22 protein-coding genes and 1 pseudogene are annotated in these 20059 nt (G+C 69.6%); 16 read left to right on the forward strand and 7 right to left on the reverse strand.

The genetic code is table 11. The features are described 5' to 3' along the window. Nucleotides 1-55: 55 nt before the first annotated feature. The 3 genes and pseudogenes from LJ657_RS12010 to LJ657_RS48925 all read left to right on the forward strand — a co-directional run. The gene (locus tag LJ657_RS12010) at nucleotides 56-919 is read left to right on the forward strand and encodes a LysR family transcriptional regulator (protein WP_232648455.1); all 864 of its coding nucleotides are present in this window, start codon (nucleotides 56-58) and stop codon (nucleotides 917-919) included. Then, nucleotides 916-1287: a YciI family protein gene (locus LJ657_RS12015; protein ID WP_232648456.1), complete on the forward strand. Its 372-nt coding sequence runs from the start codon at nucleotides 916-918 to the stop codon at nucleotides 1285-1287. The genes LJ657_RS12010 and LJ657_RS12015 overlap by 4 nt, the downstream gene beginning before the upstream one ends. 350 nt (nucleotides 1288-1637) lie before the next feature. After that, nucleotides 1638-1976: pseudogene (locus LJ657_RS48925) on the forward strand (helix-turn-helix domain-containing protein); the annotation flags it as partial. Here LJ657_RS48925 and LJ657_RS12020 read toward each other — a convergent pair. Beyond that, nucleotides 1960-2622, reverse strand: coding sequence for an MFS transporter (locus LJ657_RS12020; RefSeq protein ID WP_443735553.1), 663 nt, complete (start codon nucleotides 2620-2622; stop codon nucleotides 1960-1962). The pseudogene LJ657_RS48925 and the gene LJ657_RS12020 overlap by 17 nt on opposite strands. Continuing rightward, nucleotides 2543-2935: an ester cyclase gene (locus LJ657_RS12025; RefSeq protein WP_232648458.1), complete on the reverse strand. Its 393-nt coding sequence runs from the start codon at nucleotides 2933-2935 to the stop codon at nucleotides 2543-2545. Before LJ657_RS12025 ends, LJ657_RS12020 begins: the two co-directional genes overlap by 80 nt. A gap of 145 nt (nucleotides 2936-3080) precedes the next feature. Here LJ657_RS12025 and LJ657_RS12030 point away from each other — a divergent pair, with 145 nt between their 5' ends. Next, a complete protein-coding gene (locus LJ657_RS12030) occupies nucleotides 3081-3659 on the forward strand; it encodes a PadR family transcriptional regulator (RefSeq protein WP_232648459.1) in 579 nt (192 codons plus the stop codon). Between the two features lie 23 nt (nucleotides 3660-3682). Further along, nucleotides 3683-4663, forward strand: a complete 981-nt coding sequence (locus LJ657_RS12035) for an NADPH:quinone reductase (RefSeq protein WP_232648460.1) — start codon at nucleotides 3683-3685, stop codon at nucleotides 4661-4663. Between the two features lie 179 nt (nucleotides 4664-4842). Here LJ657_RS12035 and LJ657_RS12040 read toward each other — a convergent pair whose 3' ends face one another. Together LJ657_RS12040 and rhaI are read right to left on the reverse strand one after the other, a co-directional pair. Further along, entirely contained in the window at nucleotides 4843-5070 is a 228-nt protein-coding gene (locus tag LJ657_RS12040) for a hypothetical protein (RefSeq protein ID WP_232648461.1), read from the reverse strand. A gap of 712 nt (nucleotides 5071-5782) precedes the next feature. Continuing rightward, nucleotides 5783-6943, reverse strand: coding sequence for an L-rhamnose isomerase (rhaI, locus tag LJ657_RS12045; protein ID WP_232648462.1), 1161 nt, complete (start codon nucleotides 6941-6943; stop codon nucleotides 5783-5785). 271 nt (nucleotides 6944-7214) lie between these two features. Between rhaI and LJ657_RS12050 the strand changes: the two genes are divergently transcribed. The 10 genes from LJ657_RS12050 (at nucleotide 7215) to sigJ (ending at nucleotide 18024) form a co-directional block, all read left to right on the forward strand. Next, complete coding sequence (locus LJ657_RS12050; RefSeq protein ID WP_232648463.1) at nucleotides 7215-8732, forward strand: sugar ABC transporter ATP-binding protein; 1518 nt, start codon at nucleotides 7215-7217, stop codon at nucleotides 8730-8732. Further along, entirely contained in the window at nucleotides 8729-9769 is a 1041-nt protein-coding gene (locus tag LJ657_RS12055; protein ID WP_232648464.1) for an ABC transporter permease, read from the forward strand. Before LJ657_RS12050 ends, LJ657_RS12055 begins: the two co-directional genes overlap by 4 nt. After that, on the forward strand, nucleotides 9762-10736 hold the full coding sequence (locus LJ657_RS12060) for an ABC transporter permease (RefSeq protein WP_232648465.1): 975 nt from the start codon (nucleotides 9762-9764) through the stop codon (nucleotides 10734-10736). Before LJ657_RS12055 ends, LJ657_RS12060 begins: the two co-directional genes overlap by 8 nt. Nucleotides 10737-10857: 121 nt before the next feature. Then, nucleotides 10858-11937, forward strand: coding sequence for a rhamnose ABC transporter substrate-binding protein (gene rhaS / locus LJ657_RS12065; protein ID WP_232648466.1), 1080 nt, complete (start codon nucleotides 10858-10860; stop codon nucleotides 11935-11937). 32 nt (nucleotides 11938-11969) lie between these two features. Then, nucleotides 11970-12290 (forward strand): L-rhamnose mutarotase, encoded by a 321-nt coding sequence (locus tag LJ657_RS12070; RefSeq protein WP_232648467.1) that lies wholly within the window; start codon nucleotides 11970-11972, stop codon nucleotides 12288-12290. Between the two features lie 55 nt (nucleotides 12291-12345). Further along, the gene (locus LJ657_RS12075; protein WP_232648468.1) at nucleotides 12346-13770 is read left to right on the forward strand and encodes a BNR repeat-containing protein; all 1425 of its coding nucleotides are present in this window, start codon (nucleotides 12346-12348) and stop codon (nucleotides 13768-13770) included. A 79-nt stretch (nucleotides 13771-13849) separates the two neighbouring features. Further along, nucleotides 13850-14875, forward strand: coding sequence for a LacI family DNA-binding transcriptional regulator (locus LJ657_RS12080; RefSeq protein WP_232648469.1), 1026 nt, complete (start codon nucleotides 13850-13852; stop codon nucleotides 14873-14875). A gap of 101 nt (nucleotides 14876-14976) precedes the next feature. Next, a complete protein-coding gene (locus LJ657_RS12085; RefSeq protein WP_232648470.1) occupies nucleotides 14977-16278 on the forward strand; it encodes an alpha/beta fold hydrolase in 1302 nt (433 codons plus the stop codon). Between the two features lie 44 nt (nucleotides 16279-16322). Continuing rightward, on the forward strand, nucleotides 16323-17066 hold the full coding sequence (locus tag LJ657_RS12090) for a PIG-L deacetylase family protein (RefSeq protein WP_232648471.1): 744 nt from the start codon (nucleotides 16323-16325) through the stop codon (nucleotides 17064-17066). 67 nt (nucleotides 17067-17133) lie between these two features. Next, nucleotides 17134-18024 carry an RNA polymerase sigma factor SigJ gene (gene sigJ / locus LJ657_RS12095; protein WP_232648867.1) on the forward strand — a complete coding sequence of 297 codons (891 nt, stop codon included), beginning with the start codon at nucleotides 17134-17136 and terminating at the stop codon, nucleotides 18022-18024. 2 nt (nucleotides 18025-18026) lie between these two features. Here the strand turns inward: sigJ and LJ657_RS12100 are convergent, their stop codons facing one another. Together LJ657_RS12100 and LJ657_RS12105 are read right to left on the reverse strand one after the other, a co-directional pair. Further along, nucleotides 18027-18227: a DUF5999 family protein gene (locus tag LJ657_RS12100; protein WP_232648472.1), complete on the reverse strand. Its 201-nt coding sequence runs from the start codon at nucleotides 18225-18227 to the stop codon at nucleotides 18027-18029. Between the two features lie 226 nt (nucleotides 18228-18453). Then, a complete protein-coding gene (locus tag LJ657_RS12105) occupies nucleotides 18454-18720 on the reverse strand; it encodes a hypothetical protein (RefSeq protein WP_232648474.1) in 267 nt (88 codons plus the stop codon). 35 nt (nucleotides 18721-18755) lie between these two features. Between LJ657_RS12105 and LJ657_RS12110 the strand changes: the two genes are divergently transcribed. Further along, nucleotides 18756-19532 (forward strand): phosphotransferase, encoded by a 777-nt coding sequence (locus tag LJ657_RS12110; protein ID WP_232648475.1) that lies wholly within the window; start codon nucleotides 18756-18758, stop codon nucleotides 19530-19532. Nucleotides 19533-19587: 55 nt separating this feature from the next. Here LJ657_RS12110 and LJ657_RS12115 read toward each other — a convergent pair whose 3' ends face one another. Next, the gene (locus LJ657_RS12115; protein WP_232648482.1) at nucleotides 19588-20016 is read right to left on the reverse strand and encodes a pyridoxamine 5'-phosphate oxidase family protein; all 429 of its coding nucleotides are present in this window, start codon (nucleotides 20014-20016) and stop codon (nucleotides 19588-19590) included. Nucleotides 20017-20059: the final 43 nt, after the last annotated feature.

A 20059-nucleotide genomic window follows, 5' to 3' on the forward strand; every position in this document is an offset into this window, starting at 1 on the left:
CCGAAGGGATCCCGCTTGTTACCCTCTGGGTCATACCGAACGGAGGTGCCGGATCGTGGAATCCCGATCACTGCGCTACTTCGTCGCCGTGGCCGAAGAACTCAACTTCGCCCGCGCCGCCGAACGGCTGGGCATCTCCGCCCCGCCCCTCTCCCGCGCCATCCGCAAACTCGAGGCCGAGCTGGGCGTCACCCTCTTCGAGCGCACCACTCACAGCGTCGAGCTGACCCCCGCCGGAGCGGTCCTGCTCGGGGAGGCCCGGATCGCCCTCGACGCCCTGCAGGCCGCCGGGCGACGGGCCCAGCGCGCGGCTGCCCGGGAGGCGAAACTGGTCCTGGCCATCAAGGCCGACGGCGACGGGGGCCTGCTGGAACCCATCCTGGCCCGCTACGCGACCGAGCCCGCCGCCCTGCCCGTCACGATCCGTCTGTCCGGCTGGGGTGACCAGGCCCGTCTGCTGCGCCGGGGCGAGGCCGACGCCGCCCTGATCTACGAACCCTTCGACCACACGGGCCTGGACACCGAAACGGTCACCGTCGAACGCCGGCTGGCCGCTCTCCCGGCCACCCACCCGCTGGCGGCCCGCGACCACCTCACCCTCGCCGACCTGGCCATCCCGGGGGTCGAGTCCGGCCGCCTCGACGGCCTGGCCCGCTACCTGGACATGATCGTCGAACGCCATGGCATCGCCGACCTGCCCCAACTGCTCACGCTCGTCGAACTGGGCGAGATCGTGACCCTGCTGCCCGCATCCGTCACCGCCCGGTACCCGCGCCCGGGCGTCGCCTACCGCGAGATCCAGGACGCCCCACCGGCCACCCTGTCGATCGTCTGGCCCCAGCAGTCCTGCTCGACGGCCACCGCCGCACTGGTCCGGGCGGCGGCGTCGGTGGTCCCCGCCGTCGAGGCGTTCGCATGAAGTACCTGGTCCTGATGTACGCCGACCCCGCGGCGACCGAAGCGATGACCGCCGCCGAACGCGCGGAGGTCTTCCGCAGGCACGAAGCGCTCCACCGGGACCTGGAAGCCACCGGTGAGATGCTCAACGGAGCCGGACTGGCCGTCCCGCGTGACACGGAGACAATCCGGTGGCACGGCGAGGGGTCGGCCCCGACCACGACGGACGGCCCGCTCATGGACTCCACCGATCACCTGACCGCGTACTACGTGATCGACTGCGCCACCCCGGAACGGGCTCGGGAGATCGCCGAACGCGTCCTGGACTTCCACGTCGTGGCGGTAGAGGTGCGGCCCGTCCACGACTCGTTCGGGATGGGCGAAACCTGACCCCACGGGCCGACATCCGCGAAGCTGCCTCGCAAACCGAGCCGCTTCGCACGCTGACTGCCATGGCCATCCCAGCCAGGTCATGATCGCGCAGCGCCCGCCCGGGTCGGTGCCCGCCGTGTGCGCGGTCGCCGAACACCTTCCCGCGCGCGACAACTCCGCACCGACGCCGTCATGGCGCTGCTGACCATCCACCACTGGACCGACCTGGGGGCCGGAATCGGCCTTGGGAACCAACGGAACAGCCAGTATCGATGAGAACGATCATGGTCGGTTACTGACGACGGCGCTTTGATGTCGTCTCGCCGAGGTTCGCTGACGGACGGCCCTGACGGCGCTATGTCGTTGGTGTGAGATACGCGCAAGGCGGCGGGCTGGACGCCGCGGGGCGGGCGCGCCGCGAGGCTTTGCGGATGCGGGCGGCCGCGATGTTCGCCGAGAACGTCACGTCTTCGGAGATCGCCGAGCGGCTGCGGGTGACGGTGCGGTCGGTGTACCGGTGGAGGGCGGATTTCGAGCGCGGCGGGACGGCGGCGCCGGCAAGTAGGGGCCCGGTGGGGCAGCGTTGCAAGCTCAGTGCGAAGTCGCAGGCCAAGCCGGCCCGGATGCTGGATGAGGGCCCGGCGGCGTTCGGCCGGGACGAGGACCAGGTGTGGACCGGGGCTCGGGTCGTCAAAGCAGCGCACCGATCTCGCTGGCGGCGGAGGCCGGCGAGGCGACCAGGCCGCGCCGGTGGGGTGCGGCGTCTTCGACCAGGCAGGCGGTGACGCCGGTGTACTCGCCACCGACGGCGAAGCCCATGACACAGCGCAGCAGCAACAGCAGAACCCCGGCGACGGAGCCGATCTGGTCGCGGGTCGGGAGCAGGGCGGTGGCCGGCATCGCGGAGGTCATCACCGCCATCGAGCCGAGCAGCACCTTGCGGCGCCCGAGCCGGTCCCCGATGTGGCCGAAGGCCATCGCGCCGAGCGGGCGTATCAGGTAGGCGACGGCGAAGACCGCCAGGGTGATCAGGAGCGAGGTGGTGCCGGTGCCGAAGATCACCCGGGACAGCACGGTGGTCATGTACAGGTACAGCGTGAAGTCGTACCACTCCACGACGGTGGACAGGGCCGCCACCAGAATGGAGGACCGGGGCAGGACGGCCGTCGCCTGAGCGCGCGGTGCGGGTGCGAGGGATTCCATGATGTGCCTTGCGGGAGGGCGGCAGCGCGGACCTGGACGGTCGTGCGGGAGGAGGAGGCACCTGTCTGCCTCACGGCGCCGGTACGGCGCCGATCTGCTGCATGAGCCCGAGGAGATCGGGCTGACCCCGCTCTTTGACGATGCGTCCATCGGCCAGGTAGTAGAAGTTCATGGCCTGGACCGCGATCTTGTTGCCGGTGGCAGGGATGCCGAAGAACTCGCCTTCGTGAGTGCCGCGCATGGTGAACCGTGCGGCCACCGTGCTGCCTTCGGTGATGCTCTCCTCCAGCGTCCACCGGACGTCGGGGAATGCGCTGCGCATCATCGCGATGATCTCCAGGTAGCCCTCGGGGCCCCGCAGCGGTTCAGCGTGACTGGGTGCGTGGAACACCGCGTCGGGGGCGATGACCTCCCGGGCAAGGTCCTCGTCGGCTGTGTTGATGAACTCGACGAAGCGCTTCATCACTGATTCGACGGATTCCGGTGACATTTTCCTCTGCCTCTCTGCCTCTCTGCCTGCGTGGTGGTGTTCGAAGCGAACGGCAGGGCCATGACGACCGTAACATCGAATCGATGTAAACCTCGTTTCGATATGTCATCCTGAAGGAATGCTGGAACTCTCCATACTCGGCTTCCTGGCCGCAGGCCCCCTTCCCGGACACGAGCTGCGCCGCCGCATCACGCACCTCACCGGATACAGCCGACCGGTCAGCGACGGCACCCTCTACCCGGCGATCAACCGCCTGACCAAAGCCGGACTGATTCAGCGGCGACCCGCGCCGGAAGCAGGAGGCGGCCGGTATGTGCTGAACCTGACCGACACGGGCCGCGAGGACATGCTCCGGCGGCTGCGCGAGCCGGCCGAGCACGAACTCACCGACTTCCCCCGCTGGTTCACGATCCTGGCCTTCCTCTCCCTGCTCCCGGACGTGGCCGACCAGCACGCGGTGCTCAGGCGCCGGCTCGCCTTCCTGGAGGAATCGGCGAGCTTCTTCTACGACGGAGACAAGCCGCTGCGCGCCGAGGAGGTCGCAGACCCCTACCGGCGCGGCATGCTGCTCACCGCCCGCGCCACCAGCCAGGCCGAACGAACCTGGATCCGCGAGTCCCTCGGCCAGGACACCCCCGAGCCCGGCCCCACGCGCGACCCACACGCCTCCTCCCCGCTCGACGCACCGGCGAGCTGACAGACAACGAAAGGCGCCCCCCCATGCTTGCTTCCTGGTACGACGCACAAGGCCGGGCCACCGAGGTACTGCAGGTCGGTGAACTGCCTGACCCCACCCCCGGCCCTGGCGAGGTCCGGGTCCGCGTCACCGTCTCGGGGGTGAACCCCGGCGACACCAAGAAGCGCACTGGCTGGACCGGCTCCGGCATGCCCTACCCGCGGGTGATCCCGCACAGCGACGCCGCCGGCGTGATCGACGCGGTCGGCTACGGAGTCGACGAGCGCCGCACCGGGCAGCGCGTGTGGGTGTACGGCGCCCAGTCCTACCGGGCCTTCGGTACCGCCGCCCAGTACACCGTCGTGCCTGCCGGCCTCGCCGTCCCGCTACCCGACCACCTCTCCGACGATCTCGGCGCGAGCCTGGGCATCCCCGGCATCACCGCGCACCGCAGCGTGTTCGCCGACGGCCCCGTCGATGGCAAGGTCGTCCTGGTCAACGGGGCCCTGGGCGGGGTCGGCTCGCTGGCAGCCCAGCTCGCCGCCTGGGGTGGGGCCACCGTCGTCGGCACCGTCCGCCGCACAGCCGACCTGGACCGGGTCGATCCGGCGGTCATCTCCCACGCCGTCGCCCTCGACGCCGCCGACCCGGCCGCCGAGATCCGCGCGTACGTCCCCGCCGGTGTGGACCGGATCATCGAGGTGTCCCTGTCCGACAACGCCGACCTCGACAACGTCGTGGCCGCCAACGGCGCAACCATCGCCGCCTACGCCACCCGCGCCGACCGCACCGAAATCCCCTTCTGGACCCTGCTGTTCAACAACGTCACCCTGCGCCTGATCGGCAGCGACGACTTCCCCGCCGACGCCAAACTCCGGGCCGCCCGTGATCTGACCTCCGCGGCCGCCGTCGGCGCGCTCACCGTCGAGATCGGCGACCGCTACCCGCTCGCCGACATCGCCAAGGCCCACGACCGCGTCGACGCCGGCGGCCGCGGCCGCGTTCTGATCGACATCCCCCGATAAGGCCCCGGGGAGCCGCCGTAGCAGCAGCCGCTCCCGTCTGTCGCCCCTGACGCGTCTCAGCCCTCCGCGCCGTCACGTACGCCGCAGCGCGATCACCGAGGCTGGCGGAACCTGGAGCCGATACGCCCCCGGTGACCACACACGGTGAGTTACCGCTCCACTTCCGCTGGCATGCCTAATCACTCGGGAAGAGTGAAGCCCAGTTCACGCAGGCGGGGCAGGCAGGCTTCGAGGCACTGCTCCACCGACGCGGCATCGGTACGCACGACGATGTCGTCACGCAACGGGGCGCCACTGGCCACGAACGTCCAGGGCTTCCGCCTCTCTGCCATCCGCTCAGCATCGGCCTTGAACAGCACGGTTACGCCCTGTTCGGCCAGCGCCTCCATGATCGTGACGATGTCCACCGGTGCCCCCTCCGGAAGTGGCTCGAACACACCACGGTGAATCCATCCGTCCGAGGACGCACCACGAACACGGTCGTCACCACCCAGAGTGACCAACGAAGGCTGTCCAAGCTCGAATACGCGACACCTCAACATGCGGGCCTACCAGTCCCAAGGCCGGGAATCGCCGAACTCCTCCGGGTCGCCCGCCGCCGCATCGTGATCCTGACCTGGGACCAGCGGATCGTCCGCGAGCAGTTCCGGCCCGTACGCGAATACCCCGACAGGCCGCCGCCTTCGACGACACCCGCACCCTGCCGCTGGACCGGCTGGCCGACCTGCACGGCGGGGCGCGCCAACAACCCGTCCCCGTCCCGCACGACTGCACGGACGGCTTCGCCGCAGCGTACTGGCGACGCCCCCACGCCTACCTGGCCCCCCAGGTACGGTCTGGAACCTCCCTGCTCGCCCAGACCGGAGAAGCAGCCCTCGCGCCGGGCCGGGCAGCCCTCTCCAAGGACCTGAGAACGGGCCGCGGGCACACCCGGCACGCGGACCTGCTCACCCGCGACACACTCGACGTCGGCTACCGACTACTGACAGTGGACATCTCGCCTGCCCGGGTAGGGGCGCGGGGCTGTATTCGATTTGCGGCTCCGCCGCGTGGGCGCGACCGGCCACATCAGGCCCGCGGGCCTGCAAGCAACGAAACCCGGCAGACGAGATGCGGCGCTCACGCCCCCCAGCCGGCCTGCTGTCCGCCGACCCGCTCTTCGATGATCTTCTGGGCCCATCCGGAGCGGCGGTAGGCGGCGATGGGGTCGGGGTCGAGTCCCATCTCCTCGCGTACTTCGGCGAGGAGCGGGCGTACGTCTGTGTTGTAGGCGTCCATGAGTACGGCGTTGGCTTCGAGGACGTCGCCTGTGCGCTGGGCTGTTCCCAGTGCCTCGGTGTCCACGAGCAGGGCTTTGGCGGTGGCTTCCTGGACGTTCATCACGGAGCGGATGATGGCGGGGATCTTGGCTTCGATGTTGTGGCACTGGTCGAGCATGAAGGCGATGTCGGAGGTGTAGCCGCCGCCGCGGACGACTTCGTACATGATGCGGAAGAGCTGGAAGGGGTCGGCGGCGCCGACCATGAGGTCGTCGTCGGCGTAGAAGCGGGAGTTGAAGTCGAAGCCGCCGAGTTTGTTCTCCCGCAGCAGGGTGGCGACGATGAACTCGATGTTGGTGCCGGGTGCGTGGTGTCCGGTGTCGACGACGACCTGTGCCTTCTCGCCGAGCTTGAGGCAGTGGGCGTAGGCGGTGCCCCAGTCGGGAACATCCGTCGCGTAGAACGCCGGCTCGAAGAACTTGTACTCCAGCAGCATCCGCTGCCCGTCCCCGAGGCGTTGGTACACCTGGGCCAGTGCCTGGGTGAGGCGGTCCTGGCGTGCGCGGAGGTCGTCCTGCCCGGGGTAGTTCGTGCCGTCGGCGAACCACAGTTTCAGGTCCCGGGAGCCGGTGGCGTCCATGATGTCGACGCATTCCAGCAGGTGGTCCAGGGCCTTGCGGCGCACTCCCGGGTCCGGGTGGCAGATGCTGCCGAGCTTGTAGTCGTCGTCCTGGAAGGTGTTGGAGTTGATCGCGCCCAGCTTCACGCCGTGGTCCTGGGCGTACTTCGCCAGGGCCGCGTAGTCGTCCACCCTGTCCCAGGGAATGTGCAGCGCGACGGTCGGCGCCACGCCGGTCAACGCGTGCACCTGCGCCGCATCCGCCAGCTTCTCCTGCGGCGTACGGGGAACGCCCTGCTGCGCGAACACCTTGAACCGGGTCCCCGAGTTCCCGTACGCCCACGACGGGGTCTCGACTGCCTGGGTCTTCAGCGCGGCCTTCACCGCGGCGAGCTCGGTCACTTCAGGGCTCCTGTGACGTCTGGCCGGAACGGCAGATTGATGAATCGATTCAAGACCGGAAGCTTAGAGCTCTCCGCAGGGGTGTCAAGCTTTCCGGCAGAGGCTGTTGCCCGTGGCCTGACCGTGACCTTTGGCTCTCGAAGGGCTCTCGAAATTTTTTCGAGCCGACCCCATTGACGTGACATGGCCGACGCGCCTAACGTCCCGGCAACCAAGTTGAAACCTTTCACGACGTCGTGAGCCCCTTGTCGGCGTCGTCGAGGAGCCCCTAATGACCCACCCGTCCGACACGGGTCCGGCCCCGGTGCTGGCGCTCGAGGACATCTCGAAGTCCTTCGGCGCGGTGCGCGCCCTGCGGGACGTTTCCCTGGAGTTGTTCCCCGGCGAAGTGCACGCACTCGCCGGCGAGAACGGCGCGGGCAAGTCGACCCTGATCAAGACCCTTGCCGGTGTGCACCGGCCCGACGCCGGCCGGGTGCTGCTCGACGGTGAGCCCGTCGTCTTCCACGGCCCCGGCGACGCCCGCGACGCCGGGATCGCCGTGATCTACCAGGAGCCCACGCTCTTTCCCGACCTTTCGATCGCCGAGAACATCTTCATGGGCCGCCAGCCCCGGCGCGCCCTCGGCCGTATCGACCACAAGGCCACGCACGCGGCGACCCTGGCCCTGATGCAGCGTCTCGGCGTCGAGCTCGACCCCGACCGCCCGGCCCGCGGTCTTTCGATCGCCGACCAGCAGATCGTCGAGATCGCCAAGGCCCTCTCCTTCGAGGCCCGCGTCCTGATCATGGACGAGCCGACCGCCGCCCTCACCGGCAGTGAGGTGGCCCGCCTCTTCGGTGTCGTGCGCACCCTGCGCGAACAGGGCGCCGCCGTGCTGTTCATCTCGCACCGGCTGGAGGAGATGTTCGAGATCTGCCAGCGGGTCACCACCCTCCGCGACGGCGCATGGATCTCCAGTGAGCCGATCGACGGCATGACCGAGGACGACCTCGTGCGCCGCATGGTCGGCCGCGACCTCGACGAGCTGTATCCCAAGCAGGACGTCGAGCCCGGTCAAGTCGCCCTGAGCGTGCGGAGGTTGACCCGCGAGGGCGTCTTCACCGATGTCTCCTTCGACGTGCGGCACGGCGAGATCGTCGGTCTCGCCGGGCTCGTCGGCGCCGGCCGTACGGAGGTCGCCCGAGCCGTCTTCGGCATCGACCGATGGGACGCCGGCGAGGTCGAGGTCCAGGGGCGCAGGCTCACCAACGGCGCCCCCTCCACCGCCATGGCCGCCGGGCTCGCCCTCGTCCCCGAGGACCGGCGCGCCCAGGGCCTGGTGATGGACATGTCCATCGAGCGCAACATCGGCCTGACCGGTCTGCGGACGACGGTCAGGGCGGGCCTGGTCGACCGCGGCGCCGAACGCAGCCGCTCCCTCGACTGGGCCGTCAAGCTCCAGGTCAAGTACGCCAGGATCGCCGACACGGTCAACACCCTGTCCGGCGGTAACCAGCAGAAGGTGGTCCTCGCCAAGTGGCTCGCCACCGGCCCGAGGGTGCTGATCGTCGACGAGCCCACGCGCGGCATCGACGTCGGCACCAAGGCCGAGGTGCACCGCCTGCTCAGCGAGCTGGCCGCCGACGGCGTGGCCGTTCTGATGATCTCCTCCGACCTGCCCGAGATCCTCGGCATGGCCGACCGCGTGCTCGTCATGCACGAGGGTCGCCTCACCGCCGAGATCCCACGCGCCGAAGCCACCGAGGAAACCGTGATGGCCGCAGCCACCGGGAGGGCCGCCGCATGACGGTGACCACTTCCAACGAAACCCCCGTCGCCGAGGTGCCCAGGTCCAGCGGCACCCGGCTCGTCGACCGCGTCTTCAAGATGCGCGAACTCGCCATCCTGGCCGTCTTCCTGGTGATGATCGCCGTCACCCAGATCGGCAACAGCGACTTCCTGTCCGAACAGGGCATCAAGGACCTGCTCCTCAACGCGACCATCCTGGTCCTCGTCGCCACCGGCCAGTCCCTGGTGGTGATCACGAGGAACGTCGACCTGTCGGTCGGCTCCACGCTCGGCATCGCGGCCTTCGCCGCCGGTGACTATCTGCACGGCGGCGGGAACGCGGTGGTGGCCATCGTCCTGGCGGTGCTGCTCGGCGTCGGCTGCGGCCTGCTGAACGGCCTGCTCGTCAGCCTCGGCCAGGTGCCCGCCCTCGTCGTCACCCTCGGCACCCTCTACATCATCCGCGGCGTCGACTCCATCTGGGTCGGCTCCCGCCAGATCACGGCGGCCGACCTCCCCGGCGGCTTCGTCGACTTCGGCTCCGGCGGCATCTCCGCGGTGCCGTGGCTGGCACTGATCGCGCTGGCGGTGCTGGTGGCGACGGCGTACTACCTCAAGCAGTTCGGCAGCGGCCGTGAGCTGTACGCCCTCGGCTCCAACCCGGAGGCCGCGCGGCTCGCCGGCATCCCCGTCCGCAAGCGGATCCTGGCCGCGTACACCTTCTGCGGCGGCCTCGCAGGCCTCGCGGGCGCGATGTATCTGGCCCGGTTCGGCAACGTCGACTCCGGGACAGGCAACGGCTACGAACTCACCGTCGTCAGCGCGGTCGTGGTCGGCGGCGTCGTCTTCACCGGCGGCTCCGGCAGCGTGTACGGGGCCGCGCTGGGCGCCCTGCTGCTGACCTCTATCAACAGCGTGCTGCCCGCCCTCGGCGTCAGCTCCGTGTGGGTGCTCGCCATCAACGGCATCCTGCTCATCCTCGCCATCGCGGTCGACCGGGTCGTCGCGCTGCGCGTGGCCTCCGCCCTGAAGAAGAGGAACGCCCGCCATGCCTGAGTCACTGACGCGCGCGGTCCGCTGGGACACGGTCGTCGGCGCGCTCCTGGTCGTCCTGTTGCTGCTGTCGTTCAGTACGGTCGACGGGTTCGGCAACGCCCTCAACCTGTCGTTCCTGATCGGCAACACCCTGCCGATCGCCCTGATCGCCCTGCCCATGACGCTCCTCGTCGTCTCCGGCGAGATCGACCTGTCCGTCGCCTCGACGGCCGGCCTCTCGGGCGCCGTGATGGGCAAGCTGTGGAACGACGGCATGGCCATCGAGACGATCATCCCGCTCTGCCTGCTGCTGGGTGTGGTCTGCGGGCTGGTCAACGGGCTCCTCGTCACCCGGCTCGGGCTGCCCTCCCTCGCCGTCACCATCGGCACCCTCGCCGCTTACCGGGGCATCGCACAGATCGTGCTCGGCTCCGACGCGGTGACCGATTTCCCCTCCCAGTACCTGGACTTCGCGGCCGGACGCATCGGGAACACCTTCATCCCGCAGGCACTCCTGCCCTTCGTGGTACTGCTCGCCATCGCGGTGGTCGTCCTGCACGCCACCCCGTTCGGACGCTCGCTGTTCGCGATCGGTGCCAACGAGGAGGCGGCGCGGTTCGCCGGCATCCGCGTCAGGCGGCACAAGCTGATCCTGTTCACGGTGACGGGGCTGATGGCCTCGCTCACCGGGATCTTCTGGGCCCTGCACTACGCCAGTGCGCGCTATGACAACGCGACCGGGCTTGAACTCTCCATCGTAGCCGCCGTGTTGCTCGGTGGCATCGACTTCGACGGGGGCAGGGGCACGCTCGGCGGCGCGATCGCGGGAGTTTTCCTGCTCGGCGCACTGCAGAACGTGATGAGCCTGCTCAATGTCTCGGCGCAGTCGCAGATCGTCGTCACAGGCGTCCTGCTCGTCATCTCCGTGCTCGGCCCCCGGGTCGCACGCCAGATCTCCGTCGCGAGGGCCGCGCGCTCCGCGGGATAGGCCGTTCGTCAGCTGCGGGCCCGTTGTGGCTGGTCGCGCCCACGCGGCGGAGCCGCACAAGGATCCCGCCCCGCGCCCCTGTGGGGCGCGTCGTACTCACCCTTCGTTAAAAGGACCAGATATGCGCAAGTCATCCCTCCGCCGTGCCTGTGCGGCGCTCGCCGCCGGAACCTCCCTCGCCCTTGCCCTCACCGCATGCGGTGGCACCACCAAGAACAACTCCAAGAGCGACGACACGGCGGCCACCTCGACCGCCAAGGCCGACCCGAACGCCGCCGTCAAGAAGGACCTGACCGTCGGCTTCCTGCCCAAGCAGGTCAACAACCCCTACTTCACCTCCGCCGACAAGGGCGGCGAGAAGGCCCTCACCGAGCTGGGCAGCAAGTACAAGGAGGTCGGCCCCTCCAGCGCCACCGACACCGCCGGCCAGGTCTCCTACGTCAACACGCTCACCCAGCAGCAGGTCAACGCGATGGCCGTCTCCGCGCAGGACCCGGGCGCCCTGTGCACCGCGCTCAAGCAGGCCATGAAGAACAACATCAAGGTCGTCACCTACGACTCCGACACCAAGCCCGACTGCCGCAACGCCTTCGTCTCGCAGGCCTCCGCCGAGGACCTGGGCCGTACCGAGGTGCAGCTGCTGGCCCAGCAGATCGGCTACAAGGGCGAGATCGCGATCCTGTCCGCCGCGCAGACCGCGACGAACCAGAACGTGTGGATCGACTTCATGAAGAAGGAGCTGGCGGACCCGAAGTACAAGAACATCAAGCTGGTCAAGGTCGCCTACGGCAACGACGACGCCCAGCAGTCCTTCCAGCAGACCCAGGGCCTGCTCCAGCAGTACCCGAACCTGAAGGGGATCATCTCCCCGACCACCGTCGGTATCAAGGCGGCCGCCCAGTACCTGTCCGGCTCCAAGTACAAGGGCAAGGTCAAGCTGACCGGTCTCGGCACCCCGAACGACATGCGCAAGTACGTCAAGAACGGCACCGTCGACGGCTTCGAGCTGTGGGACCCGTCCAAGCTCGGTGACCTCGCCGCCCGTACCGCCGTCGCGCTGGCCTCCGGTCAGATCACCGGCAAGGAGGGCGAGACCTTCAAGGCCGGCTCCACCACCTACACCATCGGCAAGGACGGCGTGATCACCCTCGGCAAGCCGACCGTGTTCAACGCCAAGAACATCGACCAGTTCAACTTCTGATCCCCTTCCACCCCTGCGGGAGCTGGTACTTCATGCAGCGCGTCTGTTTCCTCCTCAAGGTCCGCGAGGACCGGCTCGCCGAGTACCGCGAACGCCATGCCGCCGTGTGGCCGGAGATGCTCGAAGCGCTCTCCGCCACCGGCTGGCACAACTACTCACTCTTCCTGCGCGACGACGGCCTGCTGGTCGGCTATCTGGAGACCGAGGACTTCGGCGCCGCGATCGCCGGTATGGAAGCCACCGAGGTCAACGCTCGCTGGCAGGCCGAGATGGCGCCGTTCTTCGAGTCGCTGGACGGCGCCCGGCCCGACGAGGCCATGAAGCCGCTCACCGAAGTGTTCCACCTCGCCTGACATCTCCCCGGCACACCTCCCCTCCCGCTCTCGCACGACAATGGAGTCCCCTGAGATGAGACGACGCACCCTGCTGGCCGGCGCCATACTCAGCGCCGCGGCGGCCCCCGTCCTCGGTGCCGGCACCGCACGGGCCGCCGACCCGGGCCCCTCGGTCACCAAGAAGGGCACCACCCAACTCGACGCGGCAGCCATCTTCTTCGTCTCCTACGACGGCCTGGTCAACAACAACTCGTTCCAGAAGAACGGCCTGCTGACGTACAAGGGCTACCAGTACGCCACCTGGTACACCTCGACCGGCAACGCCGTGGTCGGCCGCCGCGCGCTCGGCGGGAGCAGCTGGTCGACGGTGACGCTGTCCCACGTGCTCAAGACCAGCGACTCCCACAACGTCATCTCCATGGGCGTCTCCAAGGTCGACGGCCGACTGCACCTCAACATGGACTCCCACAGCGACGGCTACTTCTACGTGAAGTCCGTCGCCGGGCTGATGGACAACCCCGCCACCACGAGCTGGACGTCGTCGGTCTTCGGCTCGGTCCAGACGTCCATGGACGGCCTCGCCCTCACCTCCCAGTTCACCTACCCCCAGTTCGTCTCCACCCCCGAGGGCAAGCTGCAGCTCAGCTACCGGGTCGGCATCTCCGGCAACGGCCGCAACGCCCTTGCCGAGTACGACGGTTCGACGTGGACGGCACTGGGGGAGTGGTCCAGCTCCACGGGCACGTACACCAGCTCGCACGGCTCCTCCACCGCCCGCAACATGTACCTGCACGGCATCGACTACGACGTCAACGGCCGGCTGCACTCCTTCTTCACCTGGCGCGAGCAGAACGCCGCCGTGATGTGCAACAGCGGCGGCATCACCAACCACGACACCGGTTACGTCTACTCGACCGACCGCGGCCGCACCTGGCGCAACGACGCGGGCACCCTCGTCGCGACGACCGGCAGCTCCGACACGGTGGCCGTCACCGACGGCGGACTGGTCGTCGACTCGCTCAACCCCGACCACTCGCTGATGAACCAGGAGAGCCAGTTCACCGACTCCTCCGGGCTCCCGCACGCGATCATCAGCTACGTCCCCGGCCGTTTCGGGCAGTGCACCACCAACTACGTCAGCGACCGCACCGCCAACGGCCGCGCCTTCCACCTCCGCAAGAACTCCTCCGGCACCTGGCAGAAGACCGAGATCCCCGTCGCGCTCAACTCCAGCCAGCGCACCAAGCTGATCCTGGACAAGTACGACAACGCCTACGCGGTCTTCCCCTTCGGCCGGATCGCCGCCGCCTCGAAGTCCTCCGGATACACGGACTGGACCCTGCTGTACGACGGCAGTGACCTGAACGCCTTCGGCGAGGTCGTGATCGACGAGCTGCGGGTCAAGGCGGACAACGTCCTGTCATTCATGTACCAGGAGAAGTCGAGCGGCACGACGCCCTCGGCACTCCACGTCGTCGACTTCGCGCTGCCCGCGTGACCGGGCACGATGCGCCGAACGATGACGGTAATGTGAAGGCCTTCCGGCCGAATCACGTCCCCCTGGAGGTCCCTGCCCGATGAGCCAGTCGGTGGGTATCAAGGACGTCGCCCGCGCCGCCGGAGTCTCCGTCGGCACGGTGTCGAACGTGATCAACCGGCCCGACACGGTCGCCACGGAGACCCGTGCACGGGTGCAGTCCGCGATAGACCGGCTCGGCTACGTCCGCAGCGAGTCGGCGCGCCAGCTGCGCGCGGGCCGCAGCCGGATCATGGGGCTGCTCGTGCTGGACATGGGCAACCCGTTCTTCGTCGATGTCGCGCGCGGTGCCGAGCGCGCCGCGCGCGACGCCGGCCTCGGCGTCATGGTCTGCAACAGCGCCCAGAGCGCGGGCGAGGAGGCCGAGTACCTCTCCCTCTTCGCCGAGCAGCGGGTCCGGGGCGTGCTCCTGACGCCCGCCGACGCGACCGGCCGGAACATCGAGACGTTCCGGCGGCACAACATCCCGTTCGTCCTCGTCGACCGGGTCGCCGAGGGCACCACCGAGTGCTCCGTCTCCGTCGACGACGTGGCGGGCGGCGCCCTGGCCGTGCGTCACCTCGTCGACGCCGGGCACCGCACCATCGCGTACGTCAGTGGTCCGCCCGGCCTCAACCAGGTCCGCGACCGTCGCACGGGCGCCCTGAACGCCCTCGCCGAGGCCGGCCTCGGACCGGAGTGCCTGCGCGAACTGCCCACCGAACGGCTCGACGTGGCGGCCGGCCGGGACGCCGGCGCCCGCCTCCTCGGCCTCGCCGACCGCCCCACCGCCGTCTTCTGCGCCAACGACCTGCTGGCCCTCGGCGTTCTGCAGGCGATGTACGCGGCCGGCATAACGGTCCCCGACGACCTCGCCATCGTCGGCTACGACGACATCGAGTTCGCCGCCGCGGCGGCCGTCCCGCTCACCTCGGTACGCCAGCCCGCCGTCACGATGGGCGCCCTCGCCGCCGAGCTGCTGCTGGAGGAGACAGAGGCGGAAAACGGGACGAAGCGACACGAACACCGGCGTGTCGTACTCCAGCCGGAGCTGGTCGTACGACGGTCCAGCCTCTCCGCCCGCTGACCGCCGGGTCAGTAAGTTTTCATGATCCCAGGGGTCCGCTGCCGGACGAACCTGTGGTGAAGTGGGACGCGGCCCGAAACCCGTCCGTCCCTGGAGGCCTGTTGACCGCCACGTACCGCCAGCCCGGAGTCGTCCTCACCGACCACCACTTCACCGTGCCCCTCGACCACGACGACCCGGCGGGGGAGACGATCGAGCTGTACGCCCGTGAGGTGGTCGCGAGCGACAAGACGCGGGCGGACCTGCCCTGGCTGGTCTACCTCCAGGGCGGCCCCGGCTTCGGCGCCAACCGTTTCGTGGGCAGGCAGTCCTGGCTGGGCCGTGCGCTCAAGGAGTACCGCGTGCTCCTCCTCGACCAGCGCGGCACCGGCCACTCCACGCCCGCCAACCGCCAGACCCTCCCGCTGCGCGGCGGCCCCGCCGAGCAGGCCGACTACCTGGCGCACTTCCGGGCCGACGCGATCGTCCGCGACTGCGAGGCGATCCGCACCCAGGTCACCGGCGGCGCCCGCTGGACGGTCCTCGGCCAGAGCTTCGGCGGCTTCTGCACGGTGAACTACCTCTCCGCCGCCCCCGAAGGGCTGACGGCGGCCGTGATCGCCGGCGGCCTGCCCTCCCTCGACGCGCACGCCGACGACGTCTACCGCGCCGCCTACCCCCGCATCGAACGCAAGGTCGCCGCCCACTACGCCCGCTATCCGCAGGACGTCGAACGCGCCCGCCGCATCGCCGACCACCTCCTCACCCACGAGGTGACTCTCCCGAACGGCTACCGCCTCATCGCCGAGGCCTTCCAGTCCCTCGGCATCGTCCTCGGCGGCAGCGAGGGCAGCCACCGTCTGCACCACCTCCTGGAACACGCCTTCGTCCGCACCCCGCAGGGCACGGCCCTCTCCGACGCGTTCCAGGAGGAGGTCCAGGGCCTCCTCTCGTACGCGAGCCACCCCCTCTATGCCCTCGTCCACGAGGCGATCTACGGCCAGGACGCGCGCCCGACCGCCTGGTCCGCCGAACGCGTCCGCGCGGAGTTCCCCCAGTTCGACGCGGCGAAGACGCTCGCGGGCGACGGCCCGCTCCTGTTCACCGGCGAGTCGGTCCACCCCTGGATGTTCGACTGCGACCCGGCGCTGCGCCCCCTGCGCGAAACCGCCGGCCTCCTCGCCGCCCGCACCGACTGGCCGCCCCTCTACGACCCCGCGCGCCTCGCCGCCAACGAGATCCCGGTGGCGGCGGCCGTCTACCACGACGACATGTACGTCGACACGGCCCACGCTCTGGAGACGGCGCGCACGATCCGCGGCCTCAGGACCTGGGTGACCGACGAGTTCGAGCACGACGGAGTACGGGCCGGCGGGCCGCGGGTGCTGGACCGGCTGCTGGCTCTGACGCGTGACGAGGCGTGAGAGTCACCGGGAGTGATGTCGGTGTCACGCACTAGTCTTCGACCATGACCGAGCCGAAGATCACCGAGTTGCGGCCCATGCCTGCCGACTGGCAGCGCGCTCTCGCCGTCGTCGCGCACCCGGACGACCTCGAGTACGGGTGCTCGGCGGCCATCGCCACCTGGACCGACGAGGGCCGCGAGGTCGGCTACCTGCTGGCCAGCCGCGGCGAGGCGGGCATCGACACACTGGAGCCCGCGAAGTGCGGTCCGCTGCGCGAGCGGGAGCAGCGGGCGAGCGCGGCCGTGGTGGGGGTGACGCAGGTGGAGTTCCTCGACCACGAGGACGGCGTCATCGAGTACGGCACCGCCCTGCGCCGCGACATCGCCGCCGCGATCCGACGCCAGCGGCCCGAGCTGGTCATCACCCTCAACCACCGCGACACCTGGGGCGGCATCGCCTGGAACACCCCGGACCATGTGGCGGTGGGGCGCGCCACGCTCGACGCGGCGGGCGACGCCGGCAACCGGTGGATCTTCCCGGAACTCATCGAGCAGGGCCTGGAGCCCTGGAACGGCGTCCGCTGGGTCGCCATCGCCGGCTCCGCCTCGCCGACGCACGCGGCGGACGCCTCGGCCGGACTGGAGCGCGCGGTGCGCTCGCTGCTCGAACACCGCACCTACATCGAGGCGTTGACCGACGAGGACCCGGAGACGTACGCCCGTGGATTCCTGACCGCGCACGCCGAGCGGACGGCGGAGCGGTTCGGGGGCCGGCCGGCCGTGGCTTTCGAGGTCTTCAGCCGATAGACGACTGCCGGCGGCGCCCTCCGGCAGCAGGCACGGGGAACAGATGGGGGAGTACATGGGGGAACGCATGAACGGCACGGACGTCCTGGCCGAGCGCTTCGAAGAGCACCGGGGGCATCTCAAAGCATTGGCCTACCGCATGCTCGGCTCGCTCGCCGAGGCGGAGGACGCGGTCCAGGAGACCTGGCTGAAGCTCAGCCGCTCCGACGCGGACGCCATCGAGAACCTCGGCGGCTGGCTGACCACCGTGGCCGGACGGGTCTGTCTCGACATGCTCCGCTCCCGGAGCTCGCGTCGCGAGGATCCCATCGATGAGACGTTCGTGCCCGACCCCGTGATCAGGCCCCTGTCGCAGATCGACCCCGAGCAGGAGGTGCTCCACGCCGACTCCGTGGGGCTGGCACTGCTGGTGGTCCTGGAGACCCTGGAACCCGCCGAACGGCTGGCGTTCGTGCTGCACGACATGTTCGCCGTGCCGTTCGACGACATCGCGCCCGTCGTGGAGCGCAGTTCGGCGGCGACCCGGCAGCTGGCCAGCCGGGCCCGGCGCCGGGTGCGGGGCGCCACGCCGTCCTCGGAACCCGACCTCGGCAGACAGCGGCAGGTCGTCGACGCCTTCATGGCGGCCGCCCGCGCAGGTGACTTCGAGGCGCTCGTCGCGGTCCTGCACCCCGACGTGGTGCTGCGGGCCGACTCCGGTGCGCTGGTCGGGGGTGCCGCCGCCTCCAAGCTGGTGCGTGGCGCCAGGCCGGTGGCCGAACAGGCGATGCTGTTCCGGCAGTTCGCGCAGTTCGCCCAAGTGGTGCTGGTCAACGGGGAGGTCGGTGTCGTCAACGTCTTCGAGGGGCAGCTGCAGTCGGCCATGGGCGTCACCGTCGTCGACGGCAGGATCGTCGCCCTGCACATCCTGGCCGACCCGTACCGGCTCGCCCGCCTCGACCCCGGCGCACTCGACTGAGGTCAGGCGGCCACGGCCAGCGGATTCAGGGTGCGGTGCGGGTCCACTACCCGCCCGTCCGGCAGGATTTCACCGGTGTCGTCGAACACGATCGTCCCGTTGCACAGCAGGCTCCAGCCCTGTTCGGGATGGGCCGACACGATCACGGCGCTGTGGTGCTCGGGGCTGTCCGCGGTGGGGCACGATGGCCGGTGACTGCACATGATCTCGCTCCTCGATCCGTCTGGCTCCCGCCTGAAATGGGCTCGTATCCGTGATAGCCGAGCTTGTTTTCCGTTGAATGAGGAGACCCCCACAGCGCCGGGAAGTCATCGGTGAGGTTCGGTTCCCGAGGCTGCTTTCGACGGGGTCCGCGGCTGCGCCTCTGTCAGACCCGCGTGGGAGCGTGGGACATGGACGAGCGGGCGCGTCGAGGCGAAGGGGACCGCGTCATGACCGCCGCTCACCGGAGCCGTTCTCTGCGAGCGCGATCGTCCTGCGCGAGTGCGGTGTGTCCAAACGATCCCCCGCAGCGGCCGGGGCCGACCCGATGTCCGCCCACGACACGCCGTGCATCCGGCGGTGTTCCACGCGGTCGTCGGTCAAGTCGCCGGTCAAGTCGGCGGTCGACGACTGGAGTTGACCGGATATGGTGGCGGCCGTCAGCAGCGCCGGCCAATAGGGCTGTTCCTGGTCACCGGGGCGCAGGGTTGTCAAAGGCCACACACCTCATGGGAGCTGAGGAGAGACCAGTGCACGAGGACGAACAGCCGCTGTCGGGCGGGAACGTCAGCGACGGCGTCGTCCGTGTCGGCGACACGGTCCGTCGGCCTGCGGGTCCCTGGACGCCCGCGGTGCACGCTCTGCTCACGCACCTGCACGAGTCCGGCTTCCGCGCGGCGCCGCGCCCCCTGGGGATCGACGACCGCGGGCGCGAGGTGCTGACCTTCGTACCGGGCGGCGTGATCTGGCCCGACCGGTTCGCCCTGGTGGAGCCGACCGCAGGGCTGGTCCGCGTGGCCCGGCTGGTCCGGGACTTCCACGACGCGGTAGAGGACTTCATGCCGCCGCCCGACGCCCGCTGGCAGGTGCTCGTTCCCGCGGAGGGCGCGGACATCATCGCCCACCAGGACCTGGCGCCGTGGAATCTCGTGGCCGGTGAGGGGGACTGGGCCTTCATCGACTGGGACACGGCCGCCCCCGGCTCCCGCCTCTGGGACGTCGCCTACGCCATCCGCGGATTCGTTCCCCTGTCCGCTCATCCCGACTGGCAGAGCCCCGACGCCGCCGCCCGCCTGCGCCTCTTCGCCGACGCCTACGGACTCGACGAGACCGAACGGCGCACCCTGGTACCGATGTTGGGCCGCCGCACCCGAGCCATGCACGACTTCCTGCGAGAACAGTCGGACCGGGAAGTTCAGCCGTGGGCGAGACTCTGGGCGGAAGGGCACGGGGACGCGTGGCGTGGGGATGCCGAATACATCGAGGAGCGCCAAGACCTATGGGAGCGAGCACTGCTGTCCGGTTGATCGCTGCCTTCCGGGCTCCCCGCACGCCCGGAGCTTCCCAGACGCCCGCGGCTCGTCATCCGGCCGCGCCCAGATCGGCGGACAACCAGCGTTCGGGCCGCATACGGACCACGACGTGATCGGCGAGTTCTGCCTCGGCGAAGGCCACGAACTCGTCGAGCGCCGCACCCGACAGGTAGCGGCCGGCCATCTCACGGTGGAGCGTGCCGCTGCCTTCGGCCACCTCGGCGACCGGCCCTTCGACCGACACGTACCGGGTCGTGGGCTCTGTGCGCTGGACCATCAGGCTGAAGCGGCCCGCCGCCCTGATCAGGGTCATTTTCCGGGAACTCGCGCCGGTGAGGATCCACGGCAGACCGCCGCGCTCGTAGGCGTACCAGATCGGCACCACCAACGGCCCGCGGCCGTCACCGGAGGCGACGCCCAGCGCGGCCACCTGCGGCTCAGCAAGGAAACCTTCCCGTTCTTCGCGTGAAAGCGCCATACGACGACTGTACGTACGGCCACCGACAGCGCCTGGCCGCGCC

The organism is Streptomyces guryensis (assembly GCF_021261325.1).
In the GTDB taxonomy this organism is placed as follows: domain Bacteria; phylum Actinomycetota; class Actinomycetes; order Streptomycetales; family Streptomycetaceae; genus Streptomyces; species Streptomyces guryensis.